The sequence below is a fragment of the Streptococcus cristatus genome (assembly GCF_003944225.1).
GTDB lineage: Bacteria > Bacillota > Bacilli > Lactobacillales > Streptococcaceae > Streptococcus > Streptococcus cristatus_K.
On record NZ_RJPN01000002.1, the window covers coordinates 158,270 to 172,024 of the forward strand.

17 protein-coding genes are annotated in these 13,755 nt (G+C 40.4%); 9 read left to right on the forward strand and 8 right to left on the reverse strand.

Going from position 1 to position 13,755, the window contains the following annotated elements:
* Positions 1–53: 53 nt before the first annotated feature.
* The gene (locus tag D8797_RS03745; protein WP_125379321.1) at positions 54–989 is read left to right on the forward strand and encodes a DHH family phosphoesterase; all 936 of its coding nucleotides are present in this window, start codon (positions 54–56) and stop codon (positions 987–989) included.
* Positions 990–1,093: 104 nt separating this feature from the next.
* The gene (locus D8797_RS03750; RefSeq protein WP_048763695.1) at positions 1,094–1,336 is read left to right on the forward strand and encodes a type B 50S ribosomal protein L31; all 243 of its coding nucleotides are present in this window, start codon (positions 1,094–1,096) and stop codon (positions 1,334–1,336) included.
* Between the two features lie 104 nt (positions 1,337–1,440).
* On the opposite strand, the gene D8797_RS03755 is transcribed toward D8797_RS03750, so the two are convergent.
* Both D8797_RS03755 and D8797_RS03760 read right to left on the reverse strand, forming a co-directional pair.
* Positions 1,441–2,598 (reverse strand): tyrosine-type recombinase/integrase, encoded by a 1,158-nt coding sequence (locus D8797_RS03755; RefSeq protein WP_125379322.1) that lies wholly within the window; start codon positions 2,596–2,598, stop codon positions 1,441–1,443.
* An 81-nt stretch (positions 2,599–2,679) separates the two neighbouring features.
* Positions 2,680–3,216, reverse strand: a complete 537-nt coding sequence (locus tag D8797_RS03760) for a helix-turn-helix domain-containing protein (RefSeq protein ID WP_015605375.1) — start codon at positions 3,214–3,216, stop codon at positions 2,680–2,682.
* Between the two features lie 147 nt (positions 3,217–3,363).
* Between D8797_RS03760 and D8797_RS03765 the strand changes: the two genes are divergently transcribed.
* The 5 genes from D8797_RS03765 (at position 3,364) to D8797_RS03790 (ending at position 6,344) form a co-directional block, all read left to right on the forward strand.
* Entirely contained in the window at positions 3,364–3,642 is a 279-nt protein-coding gene (locus tag D8797_RS03765) for a hypothetical protein (protein ID WP_015605376.1), read from the forward strand.
* Between the two features lie 348 nt (positions 3,643–3,990).
* Positions 3,991–4,836: a replication initiation protein gene (locus D8797_RS03775; RefSeq protein WP_111694572.1), complete on the forward strand. Its 846-nt coding sequence runs from the start codon at positions 3,991–3,993 to the stop codon at positions 4,834–4,836.
* Between the two features lie 229 nt (positions 4,837–5,065).
* Entirely contained in the window at positions 5,066–5,434 is a 369-nt protein-coding gene (locus D8797_RS03780; RefSeq protein ID WP_125379324.1) for a plasmid mobilization protein, read from the forward strand.
* Positions 5,435–5,716: 282 nt separating this feature from the next.
* Entirely contained in the window at positions 5,717–6,001 is a 285-nt protein-coding gene (relB, locus tag D8797_RS03785; RefSeq protein ID WP_015605379.1) for a type II toxin-antitoxin system RelB/ParD family antitoxin, read from the forward strand.
* Positions 5,991–6,344 carry a type II toxin-antitoxin system RelE/ParE family toxin gene (locus D8797_RS03790; RefSeq protein ID WP_015605380.1) on the forward strand — a complete coding sequence of 118 codons (354 nt, stop codon included), beginning with the start codon at positions 5,991–5,993 and terminating at the stop codon, positions 6,342–6,344. The genes relB and D8797_RS03790 overlap by 11 nt, the downstream gene beginning before the upstream one ends.
* A gap of 339 nt (positions 6,345–6,683) precedes the next feature.
* Here D8797_RS03790 and D8797_RS03795 read toward each other — a convergent pair whose 3' ends face one another.
* The 6 genes from D8797_RS03795 to cdaA form a co-directional block, all read right to left on the reverse strand.
* Positions 6,684–6,839, reverse strand: coding sequence for a hypothetical protein (locus tag D8797_RS03795; RefSeq protein WP_045499399.1), 156 nt, complete (start codon positions 6,837–6,839; stop codon positions 6,684–6,686).
* Positions 6,840–6,850: 11 nt separating this feature from the next.
* Positions 6,851–8,161, reverse strand: a complete 1,311-nt coding sequence (gene obgE / locus D8797_RS03800; protein ID WP_125379325.1) for a GTPase ObgE — start codon at positions 8,159–8,161, stop codon at positions 6,851–6,853.
* Between the two features lie 52 nt (positions 8,162–8,213).
* Positions 8,214–8,342, reverse strand: a complete 129-nt coding sequence (locus tag D8797_RS03805; protein WP_065426516.1) for a DUF4044 domain-containing protein — start codon at positions 8,340–8,342, stop codon at positions 8,214–8,216.
* Positions 8,343–8,537: 195 nt separating this feature from the next.
* Positions 8,538–9,890, reverse strand: coding sequence for a phosphoglucosamine mutase (gene glmM, locus D8797_RS03810; RefSeq protein ID WP_125379326.1), 1,353 nt, complete (start codon positions 9,888–9,890; stop codon positions 8,538–8,540).
* A 29-nt stretch (positions 9,891–9,919) separates the two neighbouring features.
* Complete coding sequence (locus D8797_RS03815) at positions 9,920–10,669, reverse strand: CdaR family protein (protein WP_048763687.1); 750 nt, start codon at positions 10,667–10,669, stop codon at positions 9,920–9,922.
* The gene (cdaA, locus tag D8797_RS03820; protein ID WP_125370609.1) at positions 10,656–11,513 is read right to left on the reverse strand and encodes a diadenylate cyclase CdaA; all 858 of its coding nucleotides are present in this window, start codon (positions 11,511–11,513) and stop codon (positions 10,656–10,658) included. The genes D8797_RS03815 and cdaA overlap by 14 nt, the downstream gene beginning before the upstream one ends.
* 107 nt (positions 11,514–11,620) lie before the next feature.
* Here cdaA and murT point away from each other — a divergent pair, with 107 nt between their 5' ends.
* Both murT and gatD read left to right on the forward strand, forming a co-directional pair.
* Positions 11,621–12,964 carry a lipid II isoglutaminyl synthase subunit MurT gene (gene murT, locus D8797_RS03825; RefSeq protein WP_125379327.1) on the forward strand — a complete coding sequence of 448 codons (1,344 nt, stop codon included), beginning with the start codon at positions 11,621–11,623 and terminating at the stop codon, positions 12,962–12,964.
* On the forward strand, positions 12,964–13,749 hold the full coding sequence (gene gatD / locus D8797_RS03830; RefSeq protein WP_125379328.1) for a lipid II isoglutaminyl synthase subunit GatD: 786 nt from the start codon (positions 12,964–12,966) through the stop codon (positions 13,747–13,749). The genes murT and gatD overlap by 1 nt, the downstream gene beginning before the upstream one ends.
* The last annotated feature ends 6 nt before the right edge of the window (positions 13,750–13,755 follow it).

Genomic DNA, 13,755 nt, shown 5'->3' on the forward strand with positions numbered 1-13,755 from the left:
AAAAATAAAAATTCTTATGCTACAATAACTAGAGAAAGTTTAAGAGGTTTACAATGAGTATCTATAGTAAAATTCTGAAAAAAATGAAGGAATACGATAAAATTATCATCCACCGCCATATGCGCCCTGACCCAGATGCACTTGGCAGTCAAGTCGGCTTACAAAAACTTCTCCAGCTCAACTTTCCTGAAAAATCTATCAAAGTAACAGGTTACGACGAGCCTAGTCTTACTTGGCTAGCAAAGATGGATGAGGTCACAGATGCGGACTATGAGCAGGCCTTGGTAATCGTGTGCGATACAGCCAACACTCCCCGCATTGATGATCAGCGCTACAGTACAGGCGACTTTTTGATTAAAATCGACCATCATCCCAACGATGATGCCTACGGAGATTTGCTGCTGGTTGATACAGATGCTAGTAGCACAAGCGAAATTATCGCTCTTTTTGCTTTCGAAAATCACTTAGAAGTAAATGACTATATCGCTAAACTTCTCTATGCTGGCATTGTTGGAGATACGGGGCGCTTCCTCTATCCAGCAACTACTGCGCGCACATTTGAGGTAGCTGGAAAACTTCGCCAATACGCTTTTAATTTTTCAGAGCTTTCTCGAAAAATGGACTCCATCACGCATCAAGTGGCCAAACTGCAAGGTTATGTTTACGATAATCTAGAAATTGATGAGAATGGTGCTGCGCGCGTTATCCTATCTCAGCAGTTATTGAAAGAAAATCAGCTGACAGATGCTGATACTTCAGCCATTGTAGCTGCACCCGGACGAATCGAAGATGTCCAGATGTGGGCTATCTTTGTCGAACAGCCTGACGGCCATTATCGTGTGCGGATGCGCAGTAAATTTACTCCAATCAATGAAATTGCTAAGCAACATGATGGAGGTGGTCACCCACTTGCCAGCGGTGCCAATGCTTATTCCAAAGATGAAGTGGATTTGATTTATCAAAAATTAAAAGAAAGAGCAAAAAAGTAAGAAAATCATCTAAAAGACTTGTCAAATCATTTAGAATTTGATAAACTATCAAAGTAACTAATCTATGGCTCGCAAAGAGTCCATGGCAGAAAGGATTTTTTAAAATGAGAAAAGACATTCATCCAGAATACCGTCAAGTTGTATTTATGGACACTACTACTGGCTACAAGTTCCTTAGCGGTTCAACTAAACGTTCAAACGAAACTGTTGAATTCGAAGGTGAAACTTACCCATTGATCCGTGTCGAAATTTCATCAGACTCACACCCATTCTACACTGGACGTCAAAAGTTCACTCAAGCAGATGGACGTGTGGATCGTTTCAACAAAAAATACGGTCTCAAATAAGAAGCGTATTGACATTAAAAAGAATGTTGATACAAAGCCTTTTCCAAGAAATTGGAATTGGCTTTTTTTGTTTTTAGTACCGTTTTTGGTACCGTCTTGGAAAACTAACCTTTTGCACTATCCAGATAATCTACAAATTTTGTGATAGCTTTCTTCTCTCCTGCTACTGTAGAATGGCTATAAGTATCCAAGGTCATCTGACTACTTGCATGCCCTAACCTTTTGGCCGCATTGACAGGGTCAACCCCTACTTCAATCATCAAGGTTGCATGAGTATGTCTGAAGCCATGAGGAGTTATCTTCTTCAAGTCATGTTTCCTAATAATACGCTTAAGAACACTATTGATATAGTCCTGGTATAAAGGTTCTATCTTTCCGTCTCGATCAACAAAGGTAAACATATACTCGCTATCAATCAATGGGGTAACTGACAGTTGCCCTTTTTCTTTTCTGCTTTGCTGCTTCCACTCTTTCAAGATGGAGACTGTCTCGGTATCTAAAGGGATTTGTCGTACAGAAAATTTATTTTTCGTTCCTTTCTCCACTGGTTTTCCTTTAATCCTACCTAAATTTTTGTTGATAGAAAGTAACTGCTTATCAAAATCAAGATCAGACCACCTTAAGGAATACAGCTCCCCTTTCCTTAAGCCACTATAGGCCAACAAACGAAATAAGGCATAATTTTTATAAGGCTCTTCTGCCTTAATAATGGCTAAAAACTCATGCAATTCCTCAACGCTAAAGAAGTTATCTGACTTCTTCTTTTCCCTTTTAGGAAGCACTACTTGCTTCATGGGATTATCAGCAATTAATTTCATCTTTATTGCAAAATCAAATACTTGGCTAGTGTATGACTTGACCTGTTTAATATTTTTAAAAGTCTTCCCTTTTTCTGTAATGAATTCCTGGCACTGCCAAGGTGTAATCTTGGAAATTTTAAACTGACCAAGAACTGGTAAAATATGGATCCTGAACTGGTCATCTGTACGGACGCTTGTCGTCCTTTCTACTGTATCTTGATAAGTTTTGAACCATTCCTCAAAAACTTCATCAAAACGTCTCTCTGAGGCTCTCATAAGCTCTGAAAACTCGCCTGATGCTTTTTTGTGGTAAATCATAGCTTCATACTGTCTAGCCTCTCTAAGACTCTTAAAGCCGCTTTTAAAGAAATCCTGACGCTTGCCATCAATCACCCTGTAGATTCTGACCTTATAAAGATACCCTGATTTAGACTTTTTAGCCTTATATTTAATAATAGACATTCTAATTTCTCCTTTATTTTTTAAGGTTTCGGAGCTTATAAAATAAAGAAATTACTGATTAAACCATTTGTTTAAATCGTTTTATAAATCATTGATAGTTAATTCTATTTCTCCCTCCTCATTGGCTATTCTATTAAATAATTCTTGAATATCGTGATTAAGACTATTTCGTAATGATTCTTCTTGATTTTCAAGTTCGAATAGTTGATTTTGTAAGTCACTTAATTGCTTTAAAATCTTTCTTCTTTTCTCATGGATAGACTGTAGTTTCTGAATCTCTTCTTGACTTAATAACTCTATTCCATTAACAGACTGTGCCATATTTAGCATGTATAAATATGCTGTCTTTGCATCATCAGTTAAATTCTCCCAGCTATTAACAGTCTTATTTGGAGATTGTTCTATGCCTAGTAAAAAAGGGATGGAGACTCCGAAGTAGTCGGCAAGTTTTTTTGCATTTTCTTCTTTTGGCTTTCTAGTACCTTGATTATAAGAACTAAGAGCACCATAAGGAACACCAGACTCTTGACTAATCTCCTTTAACTTTTTTCCAGATTTTTTGATCATTTCTTTTATTCTAGTAGGTGGTTTTCCAAAAACATTATTAATATTAGCCATAAAAACTCCTTTCAGACTATTATTTTATCATTTTTAAACAAATATGTATATTTTTAGTTGACAAAAACAAAAAAGTTTAATAAAATTCAATTATTAAACAAATTTGTTTAATTTCGGAGCTTATACAATAAAGAAAGAGGTCAGAATATGGCAGAAGATTTTACTATCCACTTACCCAAAGCAACTGAAAAGAAGTTGCTCGCTCGCTACGATAACATGGTTCAAAAGGCTATAGAAAAAGCCCTTGAAGATAGAGAACTCTATAAACCTATGATTCGTATGTCAGGCTTGTGCCGTTGGCTTGATGTATCCACCACTACTATTGTCAAATGGCAACGTGAGGGCATGCCTCACATGGTGATTGATGGAGTGACCTTATATGATAAACGTAAGGTTACTGCCTGGCTACAACAATATGAGAGATGAGAATAAAATAGCAATTTATTTGATAAAAATTTTTTGTCTATTTCATCATTTTTTACTGAAAAATAATTGTGAAAATAACTATGAAAATATTATGAAAACAGAAAAACATGACCCCATTTTAGGGTGCTTCAGAAAATTTATAACAGGGCGCCCTCTAACAGCCCGCTATGTGCACATCTGATGTGCATTTACTACACCCGTTTTTTGGCAAGTTTGACCGTAGCAAAATGAAAATGGTCCGACGAAGTCGGCTTGGGGTTGCTCCCCCAAGAATGTCATTTTACGGAGGTCTTTGCGCAGACAAAAAAGAGGCGCCGATAGGCGACCTCAAAAAGAAAGGAGCTTGATTTGGACTTTGAAGTCAGCTTAGACAATATCACTTTAACTGCCTATATTACGCATAACAAGCTCTATACGATAAAAACACTGATAGAAACTCATACTGCTATTATCGTTCAAACTGCTATGACAGATATGTTCAAAGCCTATACCCGGGATGGGGGCCACGTTAGACTCCTCCTAGACTACGACAAATTAAAAGGACAAGCCTTTAACTCTCGCCCTTTCAGGATAGAGTTTAATCCCAATAAACTCCGTCCAGTTGATAATAATATCTTGAACTCTATTATACCAAATCTTGAAGATATTTCAATCTCTCGTGCCGATTTGGCTTTTGATCTATTTGAAGTTGATTGCAGTGAATTTGTTTTTGAAAAGAAAGGTCGCCCTACTGCAACCAAAGAGTGGAGAGACCAGAATGGAAAACTGGAAACAAAGTATCTAGGCTCCTCTAGGTCAGAAAAGCAAATCAGACTCTATAACAAAAAAGTTGAGCAATTAGAAAATGGCTCTGAAAATGATAAGGAGTTCGCAAGAAAATTTACTCATTGGTGGCGATTAGAGTTTCAGTTACGCAGTCGTTCAGTTGAAGAAATATTCGAGATTATAAATTCAATTGTTTTTAAGCCTTTCACATTTGACGAGCTACCAGTTGAAACTCAAATCTATCTAGTGGCATATACACGTGATAAAAATATTTGGAAAAAATTGCATAGAAATACACGAACTAAGTACAAAAAAATTTTGGAAAACCATCAAACTTCTGAAATTGATTATCTGCAACTTTTGAAAAATTTGTTACATAAGGAACGACCCAAACTAGAAAAGCAACTTGCTTTCTATGGTGGACGATAAGAAATTCTCATTAAAACTTTTCCCTCGTGATCTAAAAATTCCTGACTGCAGGGATTAGGGGATTGGGGATTTCCCCAAAAATTTAAAAAGTCAAGGATGGTCGGTTTTAGGAGCTGACCATCTCTGACCTTTTTAAAAACAGCATTTGGATATCCAAGTGCTAATCTTGCCAGAAGAAAAGGGCCCTGAGGGCCTCAAGCGAAAAATGCCAGAACGGAGGTGAATAATTTTGGAAAATGGAGAAAAACGGAAAAGGCCAGTTCAAAAACTTATCAGACTAACGGACGAAGAGGCTCGTTTCATTTCAGACAAAGTTGCAGAGTCTGGAATGACAAATTTTAATTCCTTTGCCCGCATCATGTTAATTATGGGCGAAGTCAAAATTTTGAATTTTGAAGAATTAAAGGAATTGCGTCAGGCTATCAATCGGATTGGAGTCAATGTCAATCAGATTGCAAAAAAGGTAAACGAAGATGACCAGGTTAGTCTAAATGAGTTGAGTCAGATTCTTGAACTACAAAAATATTTGAAAGATACAGTCAATCAATTTATCCAAAAACAAGAAAAGCAAACAAAGGAACAAGACAGATGGTTCTGACAAAGATTTAATTTATTCTATATATTTTTTCTTGACATTCTGCTCTTATTTATTCTAAACTGTAAGTAAGGATAGGATAACGTAGGGCGACTGGTAACAGTTCGTTCAAAGGTATCGTCTTCTGGTACGGGTGTGGGACTGCCTTCAGCTTAGAGCTGTAAAGACCCCAGACTACCATCGGTCCTATTCGTTTTACTCTTGGATTATATTCAAGAGTTTTTCTTGCCTAAAAAGTATAAAAGATATATACTAGCTATATAAGATATAGATTGGAGATATACCATGACTACATCACTTGCTAAGCAATACAATTTTAAAATAAATGAAGTAACAATGGAGCAAGCTAGAGCCATTATCAAGGAAAAAGGAATGACCATGACGGATGCTATCACTCTTTTTATAGAGCAGATTGTCCTCGAACAGGACTTGCCGATCAGGACTGCAGAAGATTTACACCGTGAACAGTTGATTGAGGAATTACAAGCTCAATCCGAACGAGCCTTAAGAGAATATGAAGCAGGCAAAGGGATTTCCCTAGACAGTATGAGGGCACGCTATGGCTTATAAAGTAATTGTTTCTGATGAAGTGAGCCAAGCCATTGACAGTATTCATGATTACATCACTACTGTTCTTTTATCACCTCAGTCTGCTAAAAATACTGTGGGTAAAATTTTAGATGGCTTAAAAAGTTTAGAAGTCTTTCCTGAGGCTGGTTTTAACGCCGATGAAAAAATTGGTGTAAAGATTAACAGTAAGTACCCTACACGAGGAAAAATTATCGGTCAGTATGTTTTACTCTACTTCATCGACCAAAAACGAAACACTGTTTTTTTATCTCACCTATTCCACACAAAAAGCGACTATGTCACTTTGCTACAAAATGGTAATAAAAAAAGCTCAACTGATTGAGACAACTTTCATTATTTTATAAGCTCCGAAACCTTAATTTTTGGTACCTTTTTGGTACCGTCTTAGTTTAACAATACGGCATGTACATAATATTTTACAGCTACTTTCCCTTTAGAAACGTTGATTTAATAAGGATTTAAATATTACAGAGTATACCTTTGTAAAATACGGTCTCAAATAAGAACTGTATTGACATTAAAAAGAATGTTGATACAAAGCCATTTCCGAGAAATCGGATTTGGCTTTTTTGGTTTTTTCCAATAGAAAATCCTTCGAAATCTGGAATGAGGCAGCATGACTACTGTCACTCATTCCTTCATCTCAAAGGATTGGTTTCAATTATTGATTTTCTTTCAATTTTTCTCGCTCAAGACGAAGTTTGCGATTTGGATTCAGCCGATTAAAGAGTTCTTCCAGCTTTTTTGCATTCCAAACATCTGCTGCTGAGACAAAGTTGCCATTTTCGTCTCGAAAAGATATTGGTTTATCACCCATTACATATCTCCTTAGTCAACAAATTCAAACTCAAAACTGCCGATACGCACCAAATCTCCGTCCTTGGCACCACGCGCACGAAGCGCCTCGTCAACGCCCATACCACGCAACTGACGGGAGAATTTCATGATGGACTCATCACGGTCAAAATTGGTCATTGTAAAGAGTTTTTCTAGTTTATCACCTGAAAGTACCCATGTAGCATCATCATCACGGGAGATTTCGAAGGCTGGTGCTTCTTCATCAAAGCCATAATAAGCCTCGTCTTCCATATCGGATTCTTCATAAAGTAGAAACTCAGCTGTCTTATCCAGCAACTCAGCTGTCGCATCCAAGAGCGTAGCAAGCCCCTGCTTGGTCAGACTAGAAATAGGGAAAATCTGTGGCAACTCTTCAAATTCGTCATAATTGGCAGCCAGTTTTTTCTTGAATTCTTCCAAGTTTTCTGCGCTATCAGGCATATCCATCTTGTTGGCTACAATGATCTGTGGCCGTTCCATCAAGCGCAAATTATAGGATTCTAGCTCTTTATTGATCGCAAGGTAATCTTCATAAGGATCGCGACCCTCACTGGCAGACATATCAATAACGTGCAAAATGACCCGTGTCCGCTCGATATGACGAAGAAACTGGGTACCTAGGCCCACTCCCTGACTGGCTCCTTCGATCAAACCTGGCAGATCGGCTACAGCAAAGGATTCTCCAGACTGAGTCCGAACCATGCCCAGATTAGGAACAATCGTAGTAAAGTGATAGGCTCCGATTTTCGGCTTAGCTGATGTAATCACACTTAGTAGGGTTGATTTCCCAACCGAAGGAAAACCAACCAAACCAACATCGGCCAGCACTTTTAGCTCCAGCAGTAATTCTCTTTCCTGACCAGGCTCCCCATTTTCAGAAATTTCCGGAGCTGGATTTTTAGGTGTAGCAAAGCGAATATTGCCACGACCACCACGACCACCATGCGCTACGACGAAACGTTGACCATGCTCGATCAAATCCGTAATGACCTTGCCGGTTTCAGCATCACGCACGGTCGTCCCCTGCGGTACACGGACAATCAAATCCTCCGCTCCTCGACCATGCATTCCCTTGGTCATTCCTTTTTCGCCTGATTGAGCCTTGAAATGACGATTATAACGGAAATCCATCAAGGTACGCAGTCCTTCGTCAACGACAAAAATCACATCGCCGCCACGACCGCCATCGCCTCCCCAAGGTCCGCCATTGGGTACATATTTTTCTCGGCGAAAAGCCACCATGCCATCGCCGCCTTTGCCAGCCTTGACCTGAATCTTGGCTGTATCTAAAAACATACTCATATAAATTCTCGCTTCTTTTTTACTCTAAAAAAACGCCTTGCAGCGTTTAGGATTAGAAGATTACGCCGATAGCTTGTGCAAAAATTGCACCAATCGTTACAAGTAACATGATTACCACGACCAGCATTGTCAATTTTTCAAATCCAGTTTTTTTACGTTGTCCGTTATCTCCAAAAGCCACTTTATTACCTCAATTCCTAGATTACTCCCTATATTTTAACACGATTGGCATACTTTTTCAAATATTTACGAGATGAAAAAGAAAAAGAGAGGTTTTACTCCATTAGCCAAAGAATCCTAAAGGATATTTATGAAAATAATTTTAAAAGATTGAAGAACTTACTCCAAATAGGAGACTTCTCCAATCTTTTGACTTTTATTCGATACCAATTTCAGCACGGACGACATCCGCAATTGTGTCCACATAATAGTCCACTTCTTCGTGAGTTGGCGCTTCAGCCATGACACGCAGAAGCGGTTCTGTCCCACTTGGGCGGACAAGGATACGGCCGTTTCCTGCCATTTCAGTTTCCATTTTTTCAATAATGTCTCTGATGGCTGGTACTTCCATTGCCTTATCCTTCATAGCATTTTCGACACGGATATTGACCAATTTTTGTGGGTAAATGGTCACTTCTGCCGCAAGTTCAGACAAGCTCTTGCCAGTTTCTTTCATCACTTTGGTTAATTGCACCGCTGACAATTGACCATCACCAGTGGTATTATAATCCATGATAATAACATGTCCAGATTGCTCGCCACCTAGATTATAACCGTTCTTGCGCATTTCTTCTACCACATAGCGGTCACCAACGGCAGTCACTACTTTATTGATGCCTTCGCGCTCCAAGGCTTTATGGAAACCAAGGTTGGACATAACGGTAGTCACAATTGTATTTTGAGCCAATTGGCCTTTTTCAGAAAGATACTTGCCGATGATGTACATAATCTTATCACCATCTACAATATCGCCATTTTCATCAACGGCAATCAAACGGTCACTATCACCATCAAAGGCAAGTCCAATCGCTGCTCCTGATTCACGGACTGTTTCTTGTAAGCCTTCTGGATGAGTAGAGCCTACATTTAAGTTAATGTTGAGGCCATCTGGATTTTCTCCGATAACAGTCAGCTGGGCACCCAAATCAGCAAAAATTTGACGGGCACTAGTTGAAGCAGCGCCATTTGCCGTATCAAGGGCAACATGCATTCCTTCAAGATCTAAACCAGTTGACACGATATATTGTTGGTACTTACGCAGACCTTCTGGATAGTCCACGACTTTTCCTAAGCCCTCTGCACTTGGACGTGGAAGGGTATCTTCTACTGCGTCCAGCAAAGCTTCGATTTCAAGTTCGCGCTCATCATCCAGTTTATAACCATCGCCACCAAAGAATTTGATGCCGTTATCGAGAGCAGGATTGTGGCTAGCTGAAATCATGACACCCGCGCTAGCTTTTTCGGATTTAACCAAGTAAGCAACACCTGGAGTAGCAATCACACCAAGTTTGTAGACGTGAATCCCCACAGAAAGCAGACCTGCAATCAAGGCACTTTCCAGCATTTCTCCCGAAATACGTGTATCACGGCCAACAAATACTCGAGGAACTTCACTTTCGTGTTGGCTCAGAACATATCCGCCAAAACGACCCAGTTTAAAGGCCAATTCCGGCGTTAACTCCACATTAGCTTCTCCACGAACACCATCGGTTCCAAAATATTTACCCATTTTTCAAATTTTCCTTTCAAATCTTGCATTTATTTACTAGATGAATTCGAACTTGAGCTCGATTTGGAGCTTGACGAATTCGAATGTGTGGTTTTGGTCGTAACTTTCATCGTTGTTTCAAACGGTGTCACAACGCTTGGCAAAACATTCCCATTGGCATCCATGGCCTGCAAGGAAGCTGCCCCACTATAATTTCCTGAAATAGTGACGTTGCTTGGTAAGACTGCTGCGACATGATTAACTTTTTCCAAAGTTTCTTCATCGCTTGTCACTGTCACCTCTTCGTGCTCCAAGCTCACATTTGTGATAGAGATATCTTCTGCAACTTGACTGCCTGTGATGAGATACTTCACTGGTACTTTCTTGCTTGCTTTTTTACCTATCTTGACTGAAATTTTTTGCGGATTGACCGTAGCAGACAGGCCGCTAGGTAGATTTTCGACTTTCAGCTGCACTTCGACTGTTCCTTCTGATGCATTGGATAAATCCGCTACCACATGGAACTTCCGTGTACTCTCTTGCATTTCGCTACTTAAAGCCACTCTATTAGAACCCGTTAAAACAACACTAGCCTCGGAAGTAAAGCCGCTAATGAAGTACCGTTCACTATCATACTTGATATCAATCGGGACATTAGAAATCGTATTGCTGTAAGTTTCCGAGGTCACTTGGCGAATGCTGATACTATTTTGAAAACTACTAGACGTCGCATAAATAAACAAAACCAAAGCAAAAAATAAGGAGGAGATAATATAGAGAATTTTTTTACTTTGTTTCATTCTTCCATCCTCCTAGGATACGATTCTTTAGGCTCATTTTCTCATGCTTGTCTGATAAGAGAACTTCCCGCAGTTGTGATTCGAACTCGCTCAAACTCAAGTCATGCTTGAAGACTCCATTATGTGTCGTAGAGATACCGCCTGTCTCCTCAGACACGACAAAAGTAAAGGCATCTGAAACTTCTGAAAGGCCAATCGCAGCCCGGTGACGAGTCCCAAATTCCTTGGAAATACCTGTGCTTTCGGTAAGCGGCAAATAGGCACAAGAGGCAGCGATCTTATTATCTTTGATAATAACTGCCCCATCATGCAGCGGCGTATTAGGAATGAAAATATTGATCAACAGTTCCCCAGATATATCCGCATCCAGTGGGATTCCCGTTGCAATATATTCCTGCAACGTTCGAGCGCCTTGAATAGCCACCAAGGCACCGATTTTACGCGGACTCATGTAAGCTACTGCCTTAACAAAGGCTTGAATCAATTTCTCCTCGCTGCTGACTGGCGTGGCTGAAAAAATCTCAGTCGCTCTACCCAACTTTTCGAGACCAGTCCGAATCTCAGGCGAGAAAATCACCACCGCCGCAATGACCCCGTAGGTAATAACCTGATTGATCAACCATGAAATGGTCGTCAAACCAATGATATTCGCTAAAAACTGTGCCAAGATAAAGAAGAGCACTCCTCGAACCAGAATCATAATTTTGGTCCCGGCAATTGCTTTAGTAAAATGATATAAAATCCAGGTGACTAAAGCAATATCAATAATGTTGATTAAAATATTCCAAGGATTACTGAATACATTAGCCCAGTATTGGAGATTGGTTAATTGTTGAAAGTTCATTGCATAGTGGCCCTCCCAGTCAAAAACAAACAGTTCTCAACCATTATATCACTTTTAAGAATATTTTTCTGTAACCTTCTTTACTTTTTTATGATAAAATATTTCTTATGAAGATAAATACAGCATTGGGCCTCTTGGCAGGCAAGTCCTCCCACTTTGTTCTCAGCAAAATGGGACGCGGCTCGACTCTACCAGGGAAAGTTGCCCTCACATTTGACAAAAACATTCTGCAAAACTTGGCCAAAAACTACGAAGTTGTGGTTATTACTGGAACCAACGGAAAAACTCTGACTACAGCTTTGACAGTAGGCATTCTCAAGGAAGCTTTTGGCGAAGTGGTAACCAATCCCAGCGGCGCCAATATGATTACGGGGATTACGACAACCTTCCTGACTGCTAAGAAAAGCAAATCTGGCAAACATATCGCTGTGCTGGAAATTGATGAAGCCAGCCTGTCTCGGATTTGTGATTATATCAAGCCTAGCCTCTTCGTCTTTACCAACATTTTCCGTGACCAGATGGACCGCTATGGTGAGATCTACACAACTTACCAGATGATTTTAGATGCTGCGGCTAAAGTACCTGAAGCAACTGTGCTGATGAATGGTGACAGCCCTCTCTTTAACTCGGTCAGCCTGAAAAATCCTGTCCGCTACTATGGTTTTGACACGGAGAAAAGCCAGGCTAAGCTGGCGCACTATAATACAGAGGGTATCCTCTGTCCTAAGTGCGAGCATATCCTCAAGTACGAGCTCAATACTTATGCCAATCTCGGAGCTTACATCTGTGAGGACTGTGGCTTCAAGCGCCCTAAGCTAGATTACAGCCTGACCGCTCTCAAAGCACTTGAGCACAATCGCTCTGCCTTTACTATTGATGGTCAAGACTATCAGATCAATATCGGTGGTCTCTACAATATCTACAATGCCTTGGCCGCTGTGTCAGTTGCTCAGTTCTTCGGAGTTGAGCCGGCTACCATCAAGGCTGGCTTTGACAAGAGCCGGGCTGTCTTTGGACGTCAGGAAACTTTCAAAATCGGCGATAAGGAATGTACCTTGGTCTTGATTAAAAATCCGGTCGGAGCCACCCAAGCCTTGGAAATGATTGAGCTGGCACCTTTTGATTTTAGCCTATCTGTCCTGCTTAATGCCAACTATGCAGACGGCATCGATACTAGCTGGATCTGGGATGCAGATTTTGAGAAAATTCTAGAAATGAATATTCCTCAGGTCATTGCAGGCGGTGTGCGCCACTCAGAGATTGCACGTCGACTGCGCGTGACGGGCTATCCAGCAGATCAGATTACCGAAGTCAAAGATTTGGAAGCAGTCTTTAAGTTGATTGAAGAGCAAGAAACCAAACACGCCTATATCCTAGCTACTTATACCGCCATGCTGGAATTCCGCGAGTTGTTAGCAGAACGACAAGTAATCAGAAAGGAGATGAACTAATGGTTTATATATCCCTCGTTTCTCCTGAAAACCAGGATTATCACTATGACTTAAAAATTGCTCATCTCTACGGCGACCTTATGAACACCTATGGCGACAATGGCAATGTCCTCATGCTCAAGTATGTAGCTGAAAAGCTAGGCGCTAGGGTTGAGGTTGATATTGTCTCCCTAGAGGATGACTTTGACAAGGATAGCTACGACATCGTCTTCTTTGGCGGAGGTCAAGACTATGAGCAAACGATCGTGGCTCGTGACTTGCCAGCTAAAAAGGAAGCTTTGGAAAATTTCATCAATGACAACGGCGTTGTGCTCGCTATCTGCGGCGGTTTCCAACTTCTAGGCCAATACTATATCGAAGCGTCTGGCCGTCGAATCGAAGGACTGGGCATCATGGGACACTACACTCTCAACCAAGTCAAGAATCGCTATATTGGTGACATCAAGATTCATAACGAAGAATTTAACGAGACCTACTATGGTTTTGAAAACCACCAAGGACGAACCTTCCTCTCTGACGATGAGAAACCTCTGGGCAAGGTCGTCTATGGAAATGGCAACAACCAAGAGGACGGCAACGAAGGCGTACATTATAAAAATGTCTTCGGCTCCTACTTCCATGGCCCTATCTTGTCCCGCAATGCAAATCTGGCCTACCGTCTGGTGACCACTGCTCTGAAAAACAAGTATGGCTCTGCCATTGAACTGGCAGCCTATGAGGATATCCTAGCCCAAGAAACTCAAGAAGAATATGGCGATATCAAGAGCAAGGCTGAATTTGAATAATTAGGA

Excerpts from the sequence above, each read along its gene's own strand:
- D8797_RS03745 (WP_125379321.1), top strand. The coding sequence starts at position 54 with ATGAGTATCTATAGTAAAATTCTGAAAAAAATGAAGGAATACGATAAA.
- D8797_RS03750 (WP_048763695.1), top strand. The coding sequence starts at position 1,094 with ATGAGAAAAGACATTCATCCAGAATACCGTCAAGTTGTATTTATGGAC.
- D8797_RS03755 (WP_125379322.1), bottom strand. The coding sequence starts at position 2,598 with ATGTCTATTATTAAATATAAGGCTAAAAAGTCTAAATCAGGGTATCTT.
- D8797_RS03760 (WP_015605375.1), bottom strand. The coding sequence starts at position 3,216 with ATGGCTAATATTAATAATGTTTTTGGAAAACCACCTACTAGAATAAAA.
- D8797_RS03765 (WP_015605376.1), top strand. The coding sequence starts at position 3,364 with ATGGCAGAAGATTTTACTATCCACTTACCCAAAGCAACTGAAAAGAAG.
- relB (WP_015605379.1), top strand. The coding sequence starts at position 5,717 with ATGACTACATCACTTGCTAAGCAATACAATTTTAAAATAAATGAAGTA.
- D8797_RS03790 (WP_015605380.1), top strand. The coding sequence starts at position 5,991 with ATGGCTTATAAAGTAATTGTTTCTGATGAAGTGAGCCAAGCCATTGAC.
- D8797_RS03795 (WP_045499399.1), bottom strand. The coding sequence starts at position 6,839 with ATGGGTGATAAACCAATATCTTTTCGAGACGAAAATGGCAACTTTGTC.
- obgE (WP_125379325.1), bottom strand. The coding sequence starts at position 8,161 with ATGAGTATGTTTTTAGATACAGCCAAGATTCAGGTCAAGGCTGGCAAA.
- glmM (WP_125379326.1), bottom strand. The coding sequence starts at position 9,890 with ATGGGTAAATATTTTGGAACCGATGGTGTTCGTGGAGAAGCTAATGTG.
- D8797_RS03815 (WP_048763687.1), bottom strand. The coding sequence starts at position 10,669 with ATGAAACAAAGTAAAAAAATTCTCTATATTATCTCCTCCTTATTTTTT.
- cdaA (WP_125370609.1), bottom strand. The coding sequence starts at position 11,513 with ATGAACTTTCAACAATTAACCAATCTCCAATACTGGGCTAATGTATTC.
- murT (WP_125379327.1), top strand. The coding sequence starts at position 11,621 with ATGAAGATAAATACAGCATTGGGCCTCTTGGCAGGCAAGTCCTCCCAC.
- gatD (WP_125379328.1), top strand. The coding sequence starts at position 12,964 with ATGGTTTATATATCCCTCGTTTCTCCTGAAAACCAGGATTATCACTAT.